The sequence below is a fragment of the Streptomyces sp. NPDC049627 genome, from assembly GCF_044465645.1.
Lineage (GTDB): Bacteria > Actinomycetota > Actinomycetes > Streptomycetales > Streptomycetaceae > Streptomyces.
On record NZ_JBITLW010000009.1, the window covers coordinates 224,742 to 242,628 of the forward strand.

The following is a 17,887-nucleotide window of genomic DNA, read 5'->3' on the forward strand; positions in this document are numbered from 1 at the left end:
TTACCCTTCCTCAATGACCACCACGCAAGACTTCGCCACGTACATCGCGGGTCTCCCCCGTGTCCTCGCCGGTGCCGCCGCCCTCTTCCGGGACGAGGAGGGCCGCGTGCTGCTCGTGGAGCCCAACTACCGTGAGGGCTGGGCACTTCCGGGCGGCACGATCGAGTCCGACGACGGTGAGACACCGCGGCAGGGCGCGCGCCGCGAGACGGCCGAGGAGATCGGCCTGGACCGGGAGCTCGGCCGGCTGCTCGCGGTGGACTGGGTGCACGGGGCGGGGCGGCCGCCGCTGGTGGCCTATCTGTACGACGGCGGGGTCCTCGGTGAGGACGACTTCAAGGCGATCCGGCTGCAGGAGGAGGAGCTGCTGTCCTGGCGGGTCGTGGCCCCGCAGGACGTGCCGGCGTACCTGCCCGGCTCCCTCGGCCGCCGTGTGCTGGCCGCGCTGGAGGTCCTGGCGGACGGCGGGGGCACGGTGGAGCTGGAGAACGGGCACCGGGTGGGCTGACCGGGCCCGGCCTCAGCCCTCGACGTCCCGCGGCTTCACGTCGGCCACGCGCAGCGCCTCGTCGCGTTCGGCGACACGGGCCTCGGTGCGGTGACCGCGCTCGATGTAGTCGCGGACGACGAGCTCCACGGCGTCCTGCGGGTTGCCCACCCCCGCGAGAACCATGACCTCCACGACGAGTTCGGCATCGAGAGACACGCTGACCTTGGCCATGCGCGGACGCTAGCACGACACCGTCCGTTCGAATATCCACTCGCCGCCCCCAGGACGCCCGTCCTACCCCCGGCAGCATGACCAAGCCCCTCGTCGCCCTGCTCAGCGGCGCCGGTATCTCCACCGAGCAGAGCATGGACGGAAGCAACCTCGCGCCATGGCCGATGACTTAATACAGCGGGCGCACGGGGGTGACTTGGCCAGCACGTCTACACGTATGAGGAACCCGACACCTCGGCATGGAAGGGCAAGCGGGTTCGCATGCCTGACGGCTCGATTGCCTATCGCGTCGTCCGCCCAGTGTCCCAAAGGGCGTTGAAAGACCTCAAGAGTGTGGCGGCACCGAACGGCGAGCGGCTGGACGGCTTGATCGTCTTCGCGCGCTTGCTGGTAACCGTGGCCAACAAGCCGAATGCGGACATCGCCCGACGAGTGCGGCGTAAGCACCTCGCGCGCGTCGCAGCGGGCCGCAGCGCACGCCGGAGTCCAAGAGGCCGCCGCACGGAAGAGAAGCCTCGCGGACCAAGAGCAGCCACCCGGGCAGCGACCCTCGTTCCGGCGGGCAACAGAAGAGTGCGGAGGGAAAAAAACTTGCCGCAGCGAAGTCACATCGATGTCGGGCACGGAAGTCTCCAACGTCAACCGCGTAAGGCGGGGAAATTCGCCGAGCCACTCCCAAGAGCAACGCAGATCCGCTGCGATGCACAGCTGAAGTTCTCGACTGCTTGAAACTACGAAATAGAGGTCGTCCTCCCGTAAATGGGCAATGACTTCTCCAGGCCGGACAGTCGGCAACACCCAACGAGAATCATCAGGGAGGAGCCCCACTCAAGGGGCAGTACCTCTCGATATCCGTTAGCTCTGAGCAGGCCGGCACCCTACGCTCGGCCTATGAACAGGCCTCTCATCGCCATCCTCAGCGGCGCAGGTATCTCCACCGATTCCGGGATCCCTGATTATCGCGGCCCCAACGGACTGTGGCGCAAGGATCCCGAAGCCGAGAAGCTCGTGACGTACGAGTACTACATGGGCGATCCCGAGATCCGGCGGCGCTCGTGGCAGATGCGGCGGAAGAACCGGACGCTGAAGGCCGAGCCGAACGCGGCGCACCTCGCCGTCGCCGAGCTGGAGCGGTCCGGCGTGCCGGTGCGGGTGATCACGCAGAACGTGGACGGGCTGCACCAGCTCGCCGGGATGCCCGCCCGTAAGGTGCTCGAACTGCACGGCACCGCACGGCAGGTGGTGTGCACGAAGTGCCATGCGCGCGGGCCGATGGAGGACGCCCTCGCCCGGGTCGGGGCCGGTGAGGAGGATCCGCCGTGTCTGGAGTGCGGCGGGATCCTGAAGTCGGCGACGGTGATGTTCGGCGAGCGGCTCGACCCGGTGGTCCTCGGTGAGGCAGTCGCGATCACCAAGGCGTGCCAGGTCTTCATCGCAGTCGGCACCAGCCTCCAGGTGCAGCCCGCCGCAGGGCTCGCCGGAGTGGCCGCCGATCGCGGAGCACGGCTGATCATCGTCAACGCCGAGCCGACACCGTACGACGAACTCGCCGACGAGGTGGTGCGGGAGCCCATCGGCACCGCGCTGCCGAAGCTGCTGCGGGAGCTCGCCGGCTAGGCAGAGCTAGGGGCGAATCCCGTCGCAGGCGATGTGCAGGTGCCTCGGGCCACGCAGCACGGCGTTCTCCCGGTACGGGGGCGGGTCCTCGAGGAGACGTGGGTTCTCCAGTCTCCGGGCCAGCTCCGACAGGGCGAACTGGGTCTCCAGGCGGGCGAGCGGTGCGCCGAAGCAGCTGTGGATGCCGCTGCCGAGGCCGAGGTGCTGGATGTCGGGGCGGTCGGGGTCGAAGCGGTCGGGGTCCTCGAAGCGCTGGGGATCTCGGTTGCCCGCCGCGAGGACCAGCCAGAGGGAGGCGCCCTTGGGGATGGTGACTCCGCGGACCTCGATGTCGGCGAGGGGGGTGCGCTGCGGCACCAGCTGGACCGGCGGCTCGAAGCGCAGCAGCTCCTCGACGATGGGCACGGCCAGCCGGGGATCGTCGCGCAGCCGCTGGAGGACGTCGGGATGGCGCAGCAGGGTCAGCATTCCGTTGGTGATGAGGTTGACCGTGGTCTCGTGGCCCGCGATCAGCAGCAACGCGGCGGTGCTGAGCAGTTCCATCGTGGTCATCGGCCCGTCCCCGCCCTTGGCCGTCGCCAGCTGGGAGAGCATGTCCTCCCCGGGGTTCTTGCGGCGCTCCTCGATCAGGCCCGCCAGGTACATGCCCAGTTGCATGCGGGCGTCGTGCGCACCCTTGCCCCGCTCGGTGGGATCCGCGTCCGGGTCGGGGTCCAGGCTCGCGGCGAGGGTGTCCGCCCAGGTGTGGAAGCGCGCCTCGTCCTCGCGCGGCACGCCGAGCAGCCGGCAGATCACGGTCACCGGGAAGGGGTACGAGAACTGTTCGACCAGGTCGATCCGGCCCGGGTCTGCGATGCCGTCGATGAGGCCGGAGACGATGCCGTGAAGCTCCCCGCGCATCCCGTCGACCCGGTGGGGCGAGTGCGGTGGGCCGAAGGGCCGGTTCGTCATGCGGCGCATCCGGTCGTGTTCGGGAGGGTCGAGCCGCAGGAAGCCGGGCGGCAGAGCACTCTCCTCCGGGGCCGGCTCGGCGAGCGGGTCGTGTGCGGTCGAGGCCAGGTTGCGGGCGTCGGAGCTGATGCGGGGATCGTGCAGGAGGCTGCGGATCTCGTAGTAGGTGCTGACGACGTACGGCCCGTCGGCCTCGTGGTGGACCGGCGTCTTGCGCAGCTCTTCGTAGAGCGGGTAGGGATTGGCTCGGTTGGCGTGGTCCAGGATCTGGTGCAGCAGGGATTGCGTCATGGCGAGTCCTAGGGTCCTCGTGGCCGTGCGGGTCAGTGCGCCGGGGTGAAGGTCATCCGGCGTTCGGCCGGCGAGTATCCGCTGACGGTGACGGTGGGGCCGTGGGTGGGGACCGACGGGTCGGGGAAGTCCGCGTCGAGCGGCCGCTGTCCATCGGGGCGCCGGTCGACCGTGGCGAACGGTGGCGGGAACGGCGCGGTGGCCTCGATCAGCTCCTGGTAGAACGGCAGCCACCGGCCCTGGTCGAAGGCGACGGCACCGATGACGCGCCCCTGGTATCCGTAGACGCCGACGAACCGGTGCTCCTTGAGCGAGCCCTGCGCGACGAGGATCTCCGTGCCGAGCGACGGCACCCCGACCGACTTGATGTTGACGCCGAACTGCGAGGACCAGAAGGCCGGCACCTCCATGTGGGGAACGCGGTCGGTGCTCTCGCTGAGCATGTTGTGCGCGGCGATCCGGGCCTGGGTGACGGCGTTGCCCCAGTGCTCCAGGGACAGGAACTGGTAGCCGAACAGGGGGTGCGGGCAGCGGGCGACATCGCCGGCCGCGTAGATGTCGTCGGTGACGATGCCGCGGATGTCGAAAGCACGGCAGCCCGCGTCGCAGGCGATGCCGCGGGGGCCGGCCCCAAGTCCGGAACCCGCGAGCCATTCGGTGTTGCGGGTGGCGCCGAGCGAGACGATCACCACGTCGGTCTCCACGGTGGAGCCGTCGGACAGCTGCGCGGCGCGCACCCGCCCGGCGGCGTCGCCCTCCAGAGCGGTCACCATGACCCCGCACCGCAGGTCCACCCCGTGCTCGCGCTGTATCTCGGCGGCGACCGCGCCGACCACTCCGCCGAGTGCGCCGACCAAGGGTGCCGCGCCGCGTTCGGCGACGGTGACGGGGATGCCGCGTTCGCGGCAGGCGGAGGCGATCTCCGAGCCGGTGAACCCGGCACCGATGACGAGGACCCGCCTGGGGCCGGCGTCGAGCCGACGTGCGAGCGCGGCACTGTCGTCGCGGCCCCGCAGCACGAAGACGCCGTCGAGTTCCGCCTCGGCCTCGTGCGGCCACGGGCGCGCCCGCACGCCGGTGGTGATCAGCAGCCGGTCGTACGGCACCTCGTCGCCGTCGGCCAGCCGCACCCGTCTGGCGGCCATGTCCAGGCCGGTGGCCGCGACGCCGAGACGCCACGTCGCGTCGACGGCGCGGAGCCTGGGCAGCGCGGTGTGCTCGGCCCTGGCCCTGCCCAGCAGCACCTGCTTGGACAGCGGGGGCCGGTCGTACGGCGCGTGCGGCTCGTCGCCGATCACCGTCAGGTCGCCCGCGAAGCCCTTCTCCCGCAGGGTTTCCGCGGCTCGCAGACCCGCCAGCGAGGCGCCGACGACGACGAGGCGGCCATCGCGCCTGAGCCGTTCCAGGGATCCGTCACCGAGCATCGGAGACCGCCTCGGCCGGTACGTCCACGGCATCGACCAGGATGGCCTGGACGGGGCACGCCGCGGCGGCCCGGGCCAGCTGCTCACGCTGTGCCTCGTCGACGTCCGGGTCGTACAGCAGCGCCTCCTCACCGTGCATGGCGAAGACCTCGGGGGCGAGGAACGCGCACTGCATGTACCCCTGACAGCGGTTCAGATCCACGGCAATCCTTACCACGGGATCGGTCCTCTCCAATGGCCCGGTGAACCCCCTTCGACCACTCTGGGTGGCCGGACGGGAAGCGACGACGAGGAGAAGACCGTTCGGGTGAGTGGTGCGGCCCGATCAGGTCCGAGCGGCGGGCCGTGCCGCGGCGGGACGTCGGCCCCGCAGGATGTTCAGGCTGAGGATCAGCGCCCAGGCCGGGAAGACCAGTTCGGACCAGGCCACGTTCGATCCCACCACGAGCAGTGTCAGGCCCGCCAGGTAGCCGAGGACGACGAGCGGGCGCGGGAGGACGCCGAGCCGACGGCCGAGGGTCGAGGTCGTGAGGACGAAGACCGCGGCCATCCGCATGGCGTACGTGGTGAGCAGGGCGTACGCGAAGTCGCGGCCGAAGGGAGAGCCTTGCTGCCCGCTCTCGTCGAGCACGGTCCCGGCCGCCGCGGCGGCGCCGAACAGGGTGGCGACGAAGACCAGGCCGCTGCCCAGGAACACGGTGGACACGAACCGGTCCTCGCCCTCTCCGGCCTGCTCCCGCAGGGCGCCCATGAACCACAGGAACGCGATCCCGGCGAACGGGAGCAGCTCCAGGGCCGTCCGCACGGCACCGCGCCGTCCGGCGTCGACGCTCACGTCGTCCCCGCCGTCGGGCAGAGCGATGCGCACCAGGACGATCGCCGTGGCCATCAGGACCGCGAAGACCACGCCGGCCACCCCGGCGGCCCAGGGGGTCGCGAGGCGCTTGTCCTTCGGTTCCATGGTTTCTCGCTTTCTGCCTGCTGCTCCTTCGTACAGACACCGGCGATCGCGGACCTCGCGCCACCGGGGTCACTCGGGAGGGAGACCGCAGTGCGCCATACAGATGCTTGATCAGGCAGGACGCGGCCGCGGGCCGAAAAGCCACTGCGCGGGCCCGGTGAACGGATCAGAATCCGTGGCATGACTTCTGCCATCCGCCACACGACCATCGACTCCGCCGACGCCTACCGCCTCGCCGGCTTCTGGTCGCAGGTCCTGGGTCTGCCCGTGCACGAGGACGACAGGCCGGGCGACGAGGACGTGCTGATCGAGGGTGCGGGGCTGCTGTTCGTGACCGTCCCCGAGCCGAAGACCGTCAAGAACCGGGTGCACCTGGATCTCCAGCCGCAGGACCGCACCCGGGACGAAGAGGTCGAGCGACTCCTCGCCCTCGGCGCCACCCTGGTCGACGACCGCAGGGCCCCGGACGGCAGGGGCTGGGCGGTCCTGGCCGACCCGGAGGGCAACGAGTTCTGCATGGAGCGGGGTGCGGCGGAGCGGGCGGCCGGCTGAGGCGCCGACGCGCTCGGCACCCGGCGCACTGTTTCGGACCAGGTTCAGAACAGCGCCGTACCGCCCTCGAGGTCCAGCAGGCGCTGCTTGCGGTCCAGGCCGCCGCCGTATCCGGTGAGGCCGCCGTTCGCGCCGACGACGCGGTGGCAGGGGACGATGATGCCGATCGGGTTCCTGCCGTTGGCGAGGCCCACGGCTCGGGAGGCGCCGGAGTTGCCGAGGGCGTCGGCGAGTTGGCCGTAGGAGCGGGTCTCGCCGTAGGGGATCCGGCGGAGCTGGTCCCACACGCGGCGTTGGAACTCGGTGCCGCTCAGGTGCAGTTCGAGGGTGAATTCCTTCAACTCGCCCGCGAAATAAGCGTGCAGTTGGTCGATCACCGCGCCGAAGGGTGTCTCGTCGCGCTCCCCGAAGGTGTCCTCGGGCGGGCGGTGGCGTTGGCCGGTCATGTAGAGGCCGCACAGGACGCCGTCCTCGGCGACGAGGGTGAGCGGGCCGTACGGGCTGTCGATGACGGTGTGCTGTCTCACTGGCTTTTCCTTATACGGGAAGGAAGTTGATCGGGTGGCTGTCCGTCGCCCACAGGTACTGGACGGCGTACGCCCGCCAGGGGCGCCAGGCGGCCGCCCGGGCCGTGAGGGCCGCCGGTGTCGAGGGGAGGCCCAGCTCCTGGGCGGCGCGGCGGATTCCGAGGTCGGTGGGGAGGAAGGCGTCGGGGTCGCCGAGGGCGCGCATCGCGATGACGTCGACCGTCCAGGGGCCGAAGCCGGGGAGGGTCAGGAGCCGGGCACGGGTCTGCGGCCAGTCGCTGTCCGGACCCAGGCGCACTTCGCCGTCGGCGAGTTGGCCGACCAGCGTGGTGAAGGTCGTCCGGCGGGTGCGGGGCATCGCCAGTGACTCCGGGTCCACGGAGGCCAGCGCCTCGGGCGCCGGGAAGAGGTGGGTGAGGCCGCCCTCGGGGTCGTCGATCCGTTCGCCGTGGGCGGTGACCAGGCGGGCGGCGTGCGTGCGGGCCGCCGCTGTGGAGACCTGCTGGCCGAGGACCGCCCGTACGGCGAACTCGGCCTCGTCGACCGTGCGCGGGACCCGGCGGCCGGGTGCCTTGTCGACCAGGGGTGCGAGGAGGGGATCCGTGCGCAGCTGGTCGTCGATCGCGACCGGGTCGGCGTCCAGGTCGAGCATCCGGCGGCACCGGCTGATCGCGACGGTCAGATCGCGCAGGTCGCTGAGGGTGAGGCGGCAGGCGATGTGGTCGGAGCGCGGGGTGAGGGCCACGATGCCGTGGCCGTACGGCAGCCGGAGCGTGCGCCGGTAGGCGCCGTCCCGCCACTCCTCGACCCCGGGGACGGCGGTCGCCGCGAGGTGGCCGAAGAGGTTGTCGGGGTTGAGGGGGGCGCGGAACGGCAGGCGCAGGGTCAGGGCGCCGGCGGTGTTCGCCGAGGTGCCCGGGCGGGGTGCTCGGGCGCGCAGGTCGGTGGGCGACAAGGCGAAGACTTCGCGGACCGTGTCGTTGAAGGCACGGATGGAGGCGAAACCGGCCGCGAAGGCGATGTCCGCCATCGGCAGGGGTGTCGTCTCGATGAGGAGGCGGGCCGCCTGGGCGCGCTGGGCGCGGGCCAGGGCGAGCGGGCCCGCGCCGAGTTCGGCGAGGAGCTGGCGTTCGACCTGCCGGGTGCTGTAGCCGAGCCGGGCGGCGAGGCCCGGCACACCCTCGCGATCCACGACGCCGTCGGCGATCAGCCGCATGGCGCGGGCCACGAGGTCGGCGCGCTGGTTCCACTGCGGGGAGCCGGGGCTGGTGTCCGGGCGGCAGCGCTTGCAGGCCCGGAACCCGGCCTGCTGGCAGGCGGCGGCGCTCGGATAGAACCGCATGTTCCGCGGCTTGGGCGCGACCACCGGACAGCTGGGCCGGCAGTAGATCCCGGTCGTGACGACCGCCGTGAAGAACCAGCCGTCGAAGCGGGCGTCCTTGGACTGGACGGCGCGCACGCAGCGCTCGGTGTCGGTGTGCATCCCCTTCTGCATGCGTCCAGCTTCGACCACGTGCGGGGCGAGGGCTGGCGAGAATCCGACATCAACCTCGGCTGTCCTGGGATCGGGCGGATCACGATCACCGGAAGGTGCCGCACCCCTGCGGGACGCGCAGGCCGCGTATACATGAAGAACCATTCATGTGTTCATGCGCGACGGGTAGGTGACGGCTCATGGGTCATGGAGCCGTCACCGCCGCGCAGGACGCCACCGAGCGCGTACGCCTGGACACGGCCAATGTCGCCAAGGTGGCCACCACCCTCCAGGCCCTCTCCACCCCGTCCCGGCTGCTGATCCTGGCGCGCCTGCGCGAGGGGTCACTGCCGGCCACCGAGTTGGCGGCGGAGGTGGGCATGGAGCAGTCCGCGTGCTCGCACCAGCTGCGGCTGCTGCGCAACCTCGGCCTGGTGGTGGGTGAGCGGCGCGGCCGGTCGGTCGTGTACGCGCTGCACGACCACCATGTCGCCGAGCTGCTCGACCAGGCCGTGTACCACGTCGAGCATCTGCGCCTGGGGGTCAGCGACGCGGCCGAGTGACCGTCCCCGTCAGGACGTTCCCTTCAACTCCTGGACGGTTCCGCCCAGTCGGGGACGGAGTTGCTCCAGCAGCTCGGGTTTCGCGCTGACCACCCAGCGGGTGCCGACGAGGTACTTGCCGCCGTACACGGCCGCCGCGTCCAACCAGGTCAGCTTGTACTTCTCCTGCGGGAACGTGGTGATGAGCCAGTCGCCCTTCTCCGAGTGACAGACGCCCTCGCGCAGTTCGTCCGCCTCGGTCCGGATCTTGACCTTGCAGCCCGCCAGGTCGGCGATGACCTCGACCTTCGCCGGAGCCACGACACCGGCCCGGGTGGCGGACACATGCGTCGGACCGCTCTTCGCGGCGGATCCCTTGTCCTCACCCCCGCCGCACGCCGTGACCAGGAGCAGGAGAACCAGACTGCCTGCCGTCGCGGTGCTTGCCGCGATTCCTCGGTGTGACTGCACGAAGAGTGGTACGGATCGACATCAGCGCCCGTTCACCGGACCGTCGTCGGCAGCCAGCGATCCACGTAGGCCCGCAGCCCCGCCGGCTCGGCACCGCGCGCGACGTAACCGAGGTGGCCGTCGGGGCGTACGAGTCCCTGGGCGACGCCCGGCCAGGGACCACGGTCGTCGAGGCGGTGGACGGTGATCAGTTCGGCCCGTCCCTCCAGGACGGGGGCGAGCCGCTGGTCCGGCCAGAGGTGGGGCGGGCCGGTCAGGAGCAGATGCCAGCCGGGGGCGGCGATCCGCTCCTGGAGCCCGCGCGGCCGGTCGGGCAGCCGGTCACCGGCCCGGGGGCCGCGCCGGGGCGGCCGGGTGCCCGTCGCCGAGACGGGACTGCGGCGGTAGTGGATGCCGAGTTCGGAGACGGCGCGGAAGACCCACCCGCGGGGTGCCGTGGCACGTACCGCCAACGGGGCCAGACGCGGAACGAGTCGGGCGCGGGCGAACCGCAGGACAGGGTTCGGGCTGGTGCCGATGACGAACGCGCGGTCGGTGAACCGCCGTACGTGCCGGCCGACCGGGGCGCGTTCGATGCCGTACGTGTCCAGCAGGTCCTCCGGTGCGGCGCCCCGGCACACCAGGGCCAGCTTCCAGCCCAGGTTGAGGGCGTCCTGGATGCCGGTGTTCATGCCCTGCGCCCCGGCCGGACTGTGGATGTGGGCCGCGTCGCCCGCGAGGAAGAAGGGCCCGGACCGGTATCGGGCGGCACCGCGGTTGTGGAGCCGGAAGTCGGTCATCCAGACGGGATCACGCAGGAGCAGCCCCTTGGCACCGTACCGATCGGCGATCCGCTGCAGCAGCGGCAGGGTCACCTCGCCGTCGGGGGCGTCGGAGGGCCGCATGGCGAGCATCCGCCAAGGCGCCGGCGAACCCAGCGGGAAGAAGAACAGCATGCCGGCACCGGTCATGTACGAGTGCACGGCGCCCGGCTCCAGCCCTTCCACCTCCAGGTCGGCGAGCAGGTACGTCTGCGGGTAGGCATAGCCCTCGAAGCCGATGCCCGCCCGGGCGCGCACCGTGCTGTGGGCGCCGTCGCAGCCGACGACGTAGCGCGCCGCCACCGATTCCTCCGCGCCGTCGCGGCCCCGCAGCCGGCAGACGACGTGCGGCCCCTGCCGCTCCAGCCCGACCAGCTCGATGCCGCGTTCGACCGACACGTCCCGCGCGGTCAGGTGCTCGCCCAGGATGCTCTCCGTCTCGGCCTGCGCGAGGAACAGCAGGAAGGGGTACGGGGTGTCGGGCAGCCCGATGTCGAAGAGCGGTAGCGACACCGTGCGCCGGGCCAGGTGCAGGCGCAGCTGCATCGCGGGATTGCCGCGGGCCACGAGCCGGTCGGTCACGCCGAGGCCCGCCAGCGCCTCCAGAGTGCGGGGCTGGATGCCCAGCGCCCGGGACTCGCGCACGCGGTCGAGGGAACGGTCGACGATGCGGAACTCGCTGCCGTGGGCGCGCAGTTGCGCGGCCAGGGCGAGCCCCGTGGGCCCCGCGCCGACCACCAGCACATCCAGGGGTGCGGTCATGTGTCCACGGTAACCAGCTGCCCGTCCGCTACCGGAGTCGCGCGGCGAACGCCTCGTACGCCCGCTCGTCGAAGAGCACGAACCGCACCTCCTCGACGGCCGTGTCCGCCGCCCGCACCGTCTCCACCGCGATCCGGGCGCCGTCGTCCATGGGCCAGCCGTAGATTCCGGTGGAGATCGCCGGGAAGGCGACCGTCTTCGCGCCCAGCTCGTCGGCCACCCGCAGCGACTCCCGGTAGCAGGAGGCCAGCAGCTCCGAGCGGTCCTCGGTGGCCGACCAGACCGGGCCCACCGTGTGGATCACCCACCGCGCGTCCAGCTTCCCCGCCGTGGTGGCGACCGCCTGGCCGGTGGGCAGGCCCTTGCCGTACCGGGAGGCGCGCAGGGTGCGGCACTCGTCGAGGATCGCGGGGCCGCCGCGGCGGTGGATGGCGCCGTCGACTCCTCCCCCGCCGAGGAGGGAGGAGTTCGCCGCGTTCACGATCGCGTCCGCGCTCTCGCGTGTGATGTCGCCCTGAACGAGTCTGATGGTGGTCATGTCTGCCTCTATAACAGGCATGACCACCGACGACAGCCTCATTCCCAGGCGACGGGCAGTGACCGCACCCCGTGGACCGTGCTCGTCGAGAGGGCGAGCGAGTCGGGCTCGGCCGTCAGGCGCAGGGTGGGGAGCCTGCGGAAGAGGGTGGACAGGCCGAGGCGGAGTTCGGTGCGGGCCAGCGACTGGCCGAGGCACTGATGCAGACCGTGCCCGAAGGCGACGTGGCCGCTCGCGTCGCGGCCGACGTCGAGGGCGTCGGGGTGGGGGTACGCGGCGGGGTCGCGGTTGGCGGCCTGGAGTGCCACGATCACGCCCTCGCCCGCGCGGATGCGGACCCCCGACAGCTCCACGTCCTCCGTGGCGATCCGTCGTATCCCGGAGTGGATGACGGTCAGATGGCGCAGGAGTTCCTCCACGGCATCCGGCCACCGCGACTCGTCGGCGCGCAGGGCGTCGAGCTGGGCGGGGTTCTCCAGCAGGGCCACCACGGCCAGCGGGAACATGTTCGCCGTCGTCTCGTGGCCCGCGATGAGCAGGAGCGAGACCATGCCGGTGGCCTCGTCGAGGGTGGCCTCGCCGGTCGCCACGCGCTCCGTCGCCAGCCGGGAGACGAGGTCGTCGGCGGGCTCGTGCGCCCGCCGCTCGATGAGCGCGCGCAGATAGCCGTAGAGCGCCATGCGGGCGGCCATCGCCTGGGCCGGGTCGCCGGCGACGCTGGTGAGGGCGTTGGACTTGTCACGGAAGAAGCCGTGGTCCTCGTAGGGAACGCCGAGCAGCTCGCAGACGGCGAGCGTGGGCAGGGGCAGTGCGTACGACGCGACCAGGTCCGCCTGTGTCGCTCCGCCGTCCGTCATCGCGTCCAGCAGGTCGTCGCAGATCCGCTGGATCGTGCCCTCCAGCTGCTCGATGCGGCGGAAGGTGAAGTCGGGGATCAGCATGCGGCGCAGCCGGGTGTGGTCCGGCGGGTCCATCTGGTGGAACAGGCCGGGCGCCTGCGGCGGTGCTCCGGGGCGGGTGTGGGGGAAGCCGGGGTGGTTCGCGTCGGCGCTGAACCGCTGGTCGGCGAGAACGGCGCAGGCGTCGGCGTGGCGGGTGATCAGCCACGGGGTGCGGTCGCCCCAGATCGCCACCCGCCTGATCGGCTGCTCGGCCTGCCACTTGGCGTACTCGGGGGCGGGGTCGAGGAGGGGGCGGACCGTGGGGAGGGGCGGGTGGGTCGTCATGGCGCAGTTCCTTCGGTGGACAGGCCCGCTAGGCCGAGCAGCAGGGACTTGACCTCGGTGGCGGCGTAGGCCTCGCGCGCCCGGTCCGGCTCCGAGCACAGCAGTACGGGGCCGTGGTCGGGGTCGGTGGGCAGGCGGCCGTGGCTGCCGCGGACGCCGGACGGGTCGAGGGGGACGGTCTTGAGGCGGTAGCGGAAGCCGAGCTTCTTGCGGGCGACCTGGCCGACGGCGCGCAGCTTCACCGCCGGGACGGTCTCGTCGTAGAGGAGCTCGGCGGGGTCGTAGCCGGGCTTGCGGTGGATCTCCACCTGGCGGGCGAAGTCGGGGGCGCGGTCGTCGTCCAGCCAGTAGTAGTAGGTGAACCAGGCGTCGGGGTCGGCGAGGGCGACGAGTTCGCCGGAGCGCTCGTGGTCCAGGCCGTGGGCCGCCTTGCCTTCGGCGTCCAGCACCTGCTGCACGCCATCGAGTTCACCGATGATCTTCGCGACCGTCGCCGTGTCGGCCGGGTCGCGGACGTAGACGTGGGCGATCTGGTGGTCGGCGACCGCGAAGGCGCGTGAGGTCCACGGGTCGAGGTACTCCATGCCGTCCTGGGTGTACACCTCCAGCAGTCCGGCCCGGCGCAGGGCCCGGTTGATGTCGACGGGGCGGGAGGCGGGCGTGATGCCGTACTCGCTGAGCGCGACGACGGTGGCGCCCTCGCGCAGGAAGTGGTCGATCAACGGGCGCAGCGCGTCGTCCAGCCGGCGGGCGGCGCGGAGGGTCTCCGGTGAGTCGGGGCCGGAGCGCTGGGGCTCGTAGTCCATCTGCGGGATGTAGACGAGCGTGAGGTCGGGGCGGTGCTCGTCGAAGACCTGGCGGGCGGCGGCAAGGATCCACCGGGTGGAGGGCATGCCCGCGTTCGGGCCCCAGTAGGTGAACAGGGGGAACGGGCCGATACGGTCGGTGAGTTCGTCGTGCAGGGACGGCGGCCAGGTGTAGCAGTCGGGTTCCTTGCGGCCGTCGGAGTAGTAGACGGGGCGCGGGGTGACCGTCCAGTCGACGTCGGCGCCCATCGCGTACCACCAGCAGATGTTGGCGACCTTGTAGTCGGGGTGGGTCCTGCGGGCCGTCTCCCAGATCTTCTCGCCGCCGACGAGCGCGTTGTGCTGGCGCCAGAGCAGCACCTCGCCGAGGTCGCGGAAGTACCAGCCGTTCGCCACCGCGCCGTGCGTGGAGGGGGGTTCGCCGGTGAGGAGGGTGGACTGGACGGTGCAGGTGACGGCGGGGAGCACGGTGTCGAGCCGGGCCTGGAAGCCGCGTTCGCCGAGGGCGGCGACGGCGGGCATGTGCTTGAGGAGCTTCGGGGTCAGGCCGACGATGTCGAGTACGACCACGCGGCCGGCTGGAGCGGTCATGAGGGGTCCTCCTTGAGGCCGAGGCCGGTCAACCGGCCGCGGGCCCAGGCGAGTTCGGCGGCGATGCCGCCGGGCAGGTCGGCGGGCGGTTCGGGGAGGACGGACCAGGTGTAGGTCTCGACCTCGATGTGGCCGCAGGCGGCCGAGGTCCCGCCCAGCAGTCCGGCCAGGACCTGGTCGAGCTGTCCGGCGGTCGTACGCAGCGGGGGTTCGGGCGCGGTGTGCAGCGGGGCGTGGAAGTGGACGCGCCAGGGGCCGCCGTCGGCGGGAAGGCCGCCGTCGAGGGCGTCGGGGAGGTCGTCGACGCCGAGGACGTCGCCGTCGGCCGTCGTACGGGTCTGGTGCAGGAACCGGGGTTCGGCGAGCCGGTGCAGCGCCGCGCGGGCGGCGGGGTCGGCCGGGTGCTCGGCCTCCACGGCGCAGGACGCCTGGAGTTTGACGACCGGCAGCCCGGCCTCCGCGAGCCGCCGCAGCGCCTCGGCCGGCCGCTCGAACTGGACGGCGAGATGGCAGGCGTCGAGGCAGATGCCGAGCCGGTCGGGGTCCAGTCCGCCCAGTTCCCGTACCGCCTGGGTGGTGGTCTCGACGACGCACCCCGGTTCCGGTTCGAAGCCGACGCGGATACGGCGGCCCGTCCACGCCTCCAGCGCGGCGAGCCCGGTGGTCAGCCGCTCCAGGGCGTGCCGGGCCTCTTCGGCACAGGCGGGCGTCCACGGGGTGCGCCACGCGAGCGGCAGGGTGGAGACACTGCCGTGGTCGACGTCGTCCGGGAGGAGCGCGGCGAGGACGCGGGCGCAGTCCAGGGTGTACTTCAGCCGGGCCTCGTCGGCCCAGTCGGGTACGTACACGTCCTTCTTGACGATCTCGCGGTGGAACCCGGCGTACGGGAAGGCGTTGAGGGTGACGGTCTCCAGCCCGCGTGCCCGCAGCTCGCTCTTCAGCCGCCCCAACGCGCCTTCGTCCTCGGCGAGTTCGGTGACGACGCCCCGGGCCAGCCACAACCCGATGCCGAGCCGGCCGGCCCCGAGCCGCTCGCGCACGGGCTCGGCGTACTCGGCGAGCTGGGCGATGACACCCTCCAGGTCCTCCGCCTGGTGAACGTTGCTGCAGTAGCCGAGGTGGACGGTCGTTCCGTCCGGATGCAGGAACCGCACGGGACGCTCACGCTCCCCCGCGACGTATGGAGTTGCCCTGGAAGGTGGCTTCCTCGTCCGGCTTGGGTTCCTCCAGGTCCAGCCGCCCGCTCTGGCCGTAGAAGGCGACCGGGTTGCGCCACAGCACCTCGTCGACGGCGTCGTCGCCGAACCCGGCGGCGAGCATCGCGTCAGCCGTCTTCCGGGTCTTGAGCGGGTCCGAACGCCCCCAGTCGGCGGCGGAGTTGACGAGCATCCGGGCCGTCCCGTGCTCCTTGAGGATCTCGACCATCCGGTCCTCGCTCATCTTGGTCTTCGGGTAGACCGAGAACCCGGCCCAGCAGCCGCTGTCGAGCACCATGCCGACGGTGAGCTCGTTGAGGTGGTCGAGGACGACGAGCTCGGGGGCGATGCCGGACTCCCGTACGACGTCCAGGGTGCGCCGGGTGCCGGCCGCCTTGTCGCGGTGCGGGGTGTGCACCAGGGCGGGCAGCTCGTGCTCGACGGCGAGCTGGAGCTGGCGGGCGAGCGCCTCGTCCTCCTGAGGGGTCATCGAGTCGTAGCCGATCTCGCCGACGGCGACGACCCGGTCCTTGGCGAGGTAGCGGTCCAGTTCGTCCAGGACCGGGACGCAGCGCGGGTCGTTCGCCTCCTTCGGGTTGAGCGCGATGGTGCAGAAGTGCTGGATGCCGAACTGGGCGGCGCGGTGCGGCTCCCAGCCCAGCAGCCCGTCGAAGTAGTCGTAGAAGCTCTCCGGCGAGGTGCGGGGCTGGCCCAGCCAGAAGGCGGGCTCGACGACGGCGCGCACTCCGGCGGCGTACATCGCCTCGTAGTCGTCGGTCGTGCGGGAGGTCATGTGGATGTGGGGGTCGAAGATGCGCACGGTCAGCCCTCTTCCTTGAGTACGTCCGTGAGTCGGTCCGTGAGTGCGTGCTGGAGTTCCGGGCCGATGACGTCCGGGAAGGCGCGGACGACCGGCAGGATGTCGTGGGGTACGTCCCGTCCCGCGGCGATCCGCTCGTGGGCGAAGTCGGCGAGCATACGGGCCAGTTCGTGGTCGGCGCGGGTGTCGAGGCCGGTGACGCGGTCGAGCGGGATCTCGCAGAAGACGCACTTCAGTACGGCCTGGCGGTACTCGGCGTCCGGGAGGTGCGCGGCGGCGTACGGACCGAGGGCGGCCTCGATCAGGGTGGTGTCGTTGCCGCGCAGGGTTTCCCGTACGAGGGGCAGCGCGAGGTCGCCCAGGTCAAGCAGCGGCAGGGTGCGCAGGACGGCGCGCTGTTCCGCCGGGTCGCCGTGGCGGTGGAGGCGGACGACCTCGTCGGCGAGGGACGGGCCACGCAGGGGCAGCGCGGTGAGCAGGACGGCGCGGGCCGCCTCGTCGACGGTCCAGTACGCGTCGAGGCGGGCGTGCCCGCAGCGCCTGCGGGCGGCGGGGAAGAGCCGTCGTACGGCGACGGGTTCGGCCGCCACCTCGGCGGCGCTCTCGTCCAGCCAGGTGCGGGCCGTGTCGTCCAGGGCGGCGATCAGGGCGGGGTACGGGTGGAGGGGATCTGCCGGGGCCGTGGGGGACGCGATCATGGCAGCCATGAGGACAACCTCTTGGATGGTGGGCGGAGTTGAGCAGTTGGGGGGACGCGGGCCGGGCCTATGCCGCCGCGGCAGCGCGCAGGAACTCGATCGAGCGGCGGGCGACATCAGGCGCGTCGAGCGAGCCGCCCTGGATCTCCACGGAGACCAGGCCGCGGTGTCCGAGCCCGCGCAGGGCGGCGAGCACGGGCGGGAAGTCGATCTCGCCGGCCCCGAATTCGAGGTGCTGGTGGATGCCGCGCCGCATGTCCTCGATCTGCACGTTGCGCAGCAGCGGGGCGGCTCGACCCACGCAGTCGAGCAGCGGACGTTCCTCCACGCAGTGCGCGTGGCCGACGTCCAGGGTGATCCCGAACAGGGGATGTCCGTCGACCAGTTCGGCGAGGCGCAGGCAGCGCTCCACCGTGTCGACGAACATGTACGGCTCCGGCTCGAAGGCCAGCGCCACCCCGTACTCCTGCGCCGTCTCCAGCGCGGCCTCGACTCCGGCCCCGAGCCGCTTCCACGCGTCCTGCTCCGGCAGCCCGTCCGGCGCGGGGCCGCTGCACAGGTGGACGGTGGGCGAGCCGAGGTCGGCCGCGATCCGCAGCGCGCGGCGCAGCAGGTCGATCCTGACCTCGGAGCCGTCCGACATCAGCGTCGGCAGGTGCTTGCCCCAGGGATCGAGGAGGTAGGGCGCGCCCGTCTCCACCGTGACGTCCAGGCCGTGCCGCGCGAGCTGCCGGGCGAGGGCGCCGACGCGCCGTGGCAGGTCGTCGGCGTACGGGTCGAGGTGGTTGTGGTCGAGGGTGAGGGCGACGCCGTCGTACCCGAGGTCGGCGAGGACGGCGAGGACGTCCGTCAGCCGGTGGTTCGTGAAGCCGTTGGTGCCGTAGCCGAACTTGAGGGGGGTGGGGGGAGGTCTCATGGT

Annotated in this window: 20 protein-coding genes; 4 read left to right on the plus strand and 16 right to left on the minus strand. The window is 71.8% G+C overall.

Annotation, left to right across the window (positions count from 1 at the left end; genetic code table 11):
• The first annotated feature begins 13 nt into the window (after window positions 1-13).
• Window positions 14-508: an NUDIX domain-containing protein gene (locus tag ACIBU0_RS25330; RefSeq protein ID WP_398822109.1), complete on the plus strand. Its 495-nt coding sequence runs from the start codon at window positions 14-16 to the stop codon at window positions 506-508.
• A 12-nt stretch (window positions 509-520) separates the two neighbouring features.
• Here the strand turns inward: ACIBU0_RS25330 and ACIBU0_RS25335 are convergent, their stop codons facing one another.
• A complete protein-coding gene (locus ACIBU0_RS25335; RefSeq protein WP_398822112.1) occupies window positions 521-721 on the minus strand; it encodes a DUF2191 domain-containing protein in 201 nt (66 codons plus the stop codon).
• An 891-nt stretch (window positions 722-1,612) separates the two neighbouring features.
• Here ACIBU0_RS25335 and ACIBU0_RS25340 point away from each other — a divergent pair.
• Window positions 1,613-2,338 carry an SIR2 family NAD-dependent protein deacylase gene (locus tag ACIBU0_RS25340; protein ID WP_398822115.1) on the plus strand — a complete coding sequence of 242 codons (726 nt, stop codon included), beginning with the start codon at window positions 1,613-1,615 and terminating at the stop codon, window positions 2,336-2,338.
• A gap of 6 nt (window positions 2,339-2,344) precedes the next feature.
• Here the strand turns inward: ACIBU0_RS25340 and ACIBU0_RS25345 are convergent, their stop codons facing one another.
• The 4 genes from ACIBU0_RS25345 to ACIBU0_RS25360 form a co-directional block, all read right to left on the minus strand.
• The gene (locus ACIBU0_RS25345; protein ID WP_398822118.1) at window positions 2,345-3,580 is read right to left on the minus strand and encodes a cytochrome P450; all 1,236 of its coding nucleotides are present in this window, start codon (window positions 3,578-3,580) and stop codon (window positions 2,345-2,347) included.
• 32 nt (window positions 3,581-3,612) lie between these two features.
• A complete protein-coding gene (locus tag ACIBU0_RS25350) occupies window positions 3,613-5,004 on the minus strand; it encodes an NAD(P)/FAD-dependent oxidoreductase (protein WP_398822121.1) in 1,392 nt (463 codons plus the stop codon).
• Window positions 4,994-5,206: a ferredoxin gene (locus ACIBU0_RS25355; protein WP_398822124.1), complete on the minus strand. Its 213-nt coding sequence runs from the start codon at window positions 5,204-5,206 to the stop codon at window positions 4,994-4,996. Before ACIBU0_RS25355 ends, ACIBU0_RS25350 begins: the two co-directional genes overlap by 11 nt.
• A 123-nt stretch (window positions 5,207-5,329) precedes the next feature.
• Window positions 5,330-5,965, minus strand: a complete 636-nt coding sequence (locus ACIBU0_RS25360; protein ID WP_398822127.1) for a hypothetical protein — start codon at window positions 5,963-5,965, stop codon at window positions 5,330-5,332.
• A gap of 180 nt (window positions 5,966-6,145) precedes the next feature.
• Here ACIBU0_RS25360 and ACIBU0_RS25365 point away from each other — a divergent pair, with 180 nt between their 5' ends.
• The gene (locus tag ACIBU0_RS25365; RefSeq protein ID WP_398822130.1) at window positions 6,146-6,517 is read left to right on the plus strand and encodes a VOC family protein; all 372 of its coding nucleotides are present in this window, start codon (window positions 6,146-6,148) and stop codon (window positions 6,515-6,517) included.
• Between the two features lie 44 nt (window positions 6,518-6,561).
• Here ACIBU0_RS25365 and ACIBU0_RS25370 read toward each other — a convergent pair whose 3' ends face one another.
• Window positions 6,562-7,044, minus strand: coding sequence for a methylated-DNA--[protein]-cysteine S-methyltransferase (locus ACIBU0_RS25370; protein ID WP_398822133.1), 483 nt, complete (start codon window positions 7,042-7,044; stop codon window positions 6,562-6,564).
• A gap of 10 nt (window positions 7,045-7,054) precedes the next feature.
• On the minus strand, window positions 7,055-8,527 hold the full coding sequence (locus tag ACIBU0_RS25375) for an AlkA N-terminal domain-containing protein (protein WP_398822779.1): 1,473 nt from the start codon (window positions 8,525-8,527) through the stop codon (window positions 7,055-7,057).
• Between the two features lie 191 nt (window positions 8,528-8,718).
• Here ACIBU0_RS25375 and ACIBU0_RS25380 point away from each other — a divergent pair, with 191 nt between their 5' ends.
• Window positions 8,719-9,081, plus strand: a complete 363-nt coding sequence (locus ACIBU0_RS25380; protein ID WP_398822136.1) for an ArsR/SmtB family transcription factor — start codon at window positions 8,719-8,721, stop codon at window positions 9,079-9,081.
• A 9-nt stretch (window positions 9,082-9,090) separates the two neighbouring features.
• Here ACIBU0_RS25380 and ACIBU0_RS25385 read toward each other — a convergent pair whose 3' ends face one another.
• Genes ACIBU0_RS25385 through ACIBU0_RS25425 form a run of 9 tightly spaced genes read right to left on the minus strand, consistent with a single transcriptional unit; the run spans window position 9,091 to window position 17,884 of the window.
• Window positions 9,091-9,531, minus strand: coding sequence for a hypothetical protein (locus ACIBU0_RS25385; protein WP_398822145.1), 441 nt, complete (start codon window positions 9,529-9,531; stop codon window positions 9,091-9,093).
• Window positions 9,532-9,563: 32 nt separating this feature from the next.
• Complete coding sequence (locus ACIBU0_RS25390; RefSeq protein WP_398822148.1) at window positions 9,564-11,093, minus strand: FAD-dependent monooxygenase; 1,530 nt, start codon at window positions 11,091-11,093, stop codon at window positions 9,564-9,566.
• Window positions 11,094-11,121: 28 nt separating this feature from the next.
• Window positions 11,122-11,631 (minus strand): O-acetyl-ADP-ribose deacetylase, encoded by a 510-nt coding sequence (locus tag ACIBU0_RS25395; RefSeq protein WP_398822151.1) that lies wholly within the window; start codon window positions 11,629-11,631, stop codon window positions 11,122-11,124.
• A 38-nt stretch (window positions 11,632-11,669) separates the two neighbouring features.
• Window positions 11,670-12,857 (minus strand): cytochrome P450, encoded by a 1,188-nt coding sequence (locus ACIBU0_RS25400; RefSeq protein WP_398822154.1) that lies wholly within the window; start codon window positions 12,855-12,857, stop codon window positions 11,670-11,672.
• On the minus strand, window positions 12,854-14,254 hold the full coding sequence (locus tag ACIBU0_RS25405; protein WP_398822158.1) for an alkaline phosphatase family protein: 1,401 nt from the start codon (window positions 14,252-14,254) through the stop codon (window positions 12,854-12,856). The genes ACIBU0_RS25400 and ACIBU0_RS25405 overlap by 4 nt, the downstream gene beginning before the upstream one ends.
• A complete protein-coding gene (gene eboE, locus ACIBU0_RS25410; RefSeq protein ID WP_398822161.1) occupies window positions 14,251-15,408 on the minus strand; it encodes a metabolite traffic protein EboE in 1,158 nt (385 codons plus the stop codon). The genes ACIBU0_RS25405 and eboE overlap by 4 nt, the downstream gene beginning before the upstream one ends.
• A gap of 7 nt (window positions 15,409-15,415) precedes the next feature.
• Window positions 15,416-16,270, minus strand: a complete 855-nt coding sequence (locus tag ACIBU0_RS25415; protein ID WP_398822164.1) for a TatD family hydrolase — start codon at window positions 16,268-16,270, stop codon at window positions 15,416-15,418.
• Between the two features lie 2 nt (window positions 16,271-16,272).
• Window positions 16,273-16,977, minus strand: a complete 705-nt coding sequence (locus ACIBU0_RS25420; protein WP_398822167.1) for an EboA domain-containing protein — start codon at window positions 16,975-16,977, stop codon at window positions 16,273-16,275.
• Window positions 16,978-17,035: 58 nt separating this feature from the next.
• Window positions 17,036-17,884 carry a sugar phosphate isomerase/epimerase family protein gene (locus tag ACIBU0_RS25425; RefSeq protein ID WP_398822170.1) on the minus strand — a complete coding sequence of 283 codons (849 nt, stop codon included), beginning with the start codon at window positions 17,882-17,884 and terminating at the stop codon, window positions 17,036-17,038.
• Between the last annotated feature and the right edge of the window lie 3 nt (window positions 17,885-17,887).

What these genes read in the sequence shown, in the direction of transcription:
- ACIBU0_RS25425 (WP_398822170.1), bottom strand. Translation starts at nt 17,884, where the DNA reads ATGAGACCTCCCCCCACCCCCCTCAAGTTCGGCTACGGCACCAACGGC.
- ACIBU0_RS25380 (WP_398822136.1), top strand. Translation starts at nt 8,719, where the DNA reads ATGGGTCATGGAGCCGTCACCGCCGCGCAGGACGCCACCGAGCGCGTA.
- ACIBU0_RS25345 (WP_398822118.1), bottom strand. Translation starts at nt 3,580, where the DNA reads ATGACGCAATCCCTGCTGCACCAGATCCTGGACCACGCCAACCGAGCC.
- ACIBU0_RS25365 (WP_398822130.1), top strand. Translation starts at nt 6,146, where the DNA reads ATGACTTCTGCCATCCGCCACACGACCATCGACTCCGCCGACGCCTAC.
- ACIBU0_RS25340 (WP_398822115.1), top strand. Translation starts at nt 1,613, where the DNA reads ATGAACAGGCCTCTCATCGCCATCCTCAGCGGCGCAGGTATCTCCACC.
- ACIBU0_RS25420 (WP_398822167.1), bottom strand. Translation starts at nt 16,977, where the DNA reads ATGGCTGCCATGATCGCGTCCCCCACGGCCCCGGCAGATCCCCTCCAC.
- ACIBU0_RS25350 (WP_398822121.1), bottom strand. Translation starts at nt 5,004, where the DNA reads ATGCTCGGTGACGGATCCCTGGAACGGCTCAGGCGCGATGGCCGCCTC.
- ACIBU0_RS25330 (WP_398822109.1), top strand. Translation starts at nt 14, where the DNA reads ATGACCACCACGCAAGACTTCGCCACGTACATCGCGGGTCTCCCCCGT.
- ACIBU0_RS25360 (WP_398822127.1), bottom strand. Translation starts at nt 5,965, where the DNA reads ATGGAACCGAAGGACAAGCGCCTCGCGACCCCCTGGGCCGCCGGGGTG.
- ACIBU0_RS25335 (WP_398822112.1), bottom strand. Translation starts at nt 721, where the DNA reads ATGGCCAAGGTCAGCGTGTCTCTCGATGCCGAACTCGTCGTGGAGGTC.
- ACIBU0_RS25405 (WP_398822158.1), bottom strand. Translation starts at nt 14,254, where the DNA reads ATGACCGCTCCAGCCGGCCGCGTGGTCGTACTCGACATCGTCGGCCTG.
- ACIBU0_RS25395 (WP_398822151.1), bottom strand. Translation starts at nt 11,631, where the DNA reads ATGACCACCATCAGACTCGTTCAGGGCGACATCACACGCGAGAGCGCG.
- ACIBU0_RS25390 (WP_398822148.1), bottom strand. Translation starts at nt 11,093, where the DNA reads ATGACCGCACCCCTGGATGTGCTGGTGGTCGGCGCGGGGCCCACGGGG.
- ACIBU0_RS25375 (WP_398822779.1), bottom strand. Translation starts at nt 8,527, where the DNA reads ATGCACACCGACACCGAGCGCTGCGTGCGCGCCGTCCAGTCCAAGGAC.
- ACIBU0_RS25400 (WP_398822154.1), bottom strand. Translation starts at nt 12,857, where the DNA reads ATGACGACCCACCCGCCCCTCCCCACGGTCCGCCCCCTCCTCGACCCC.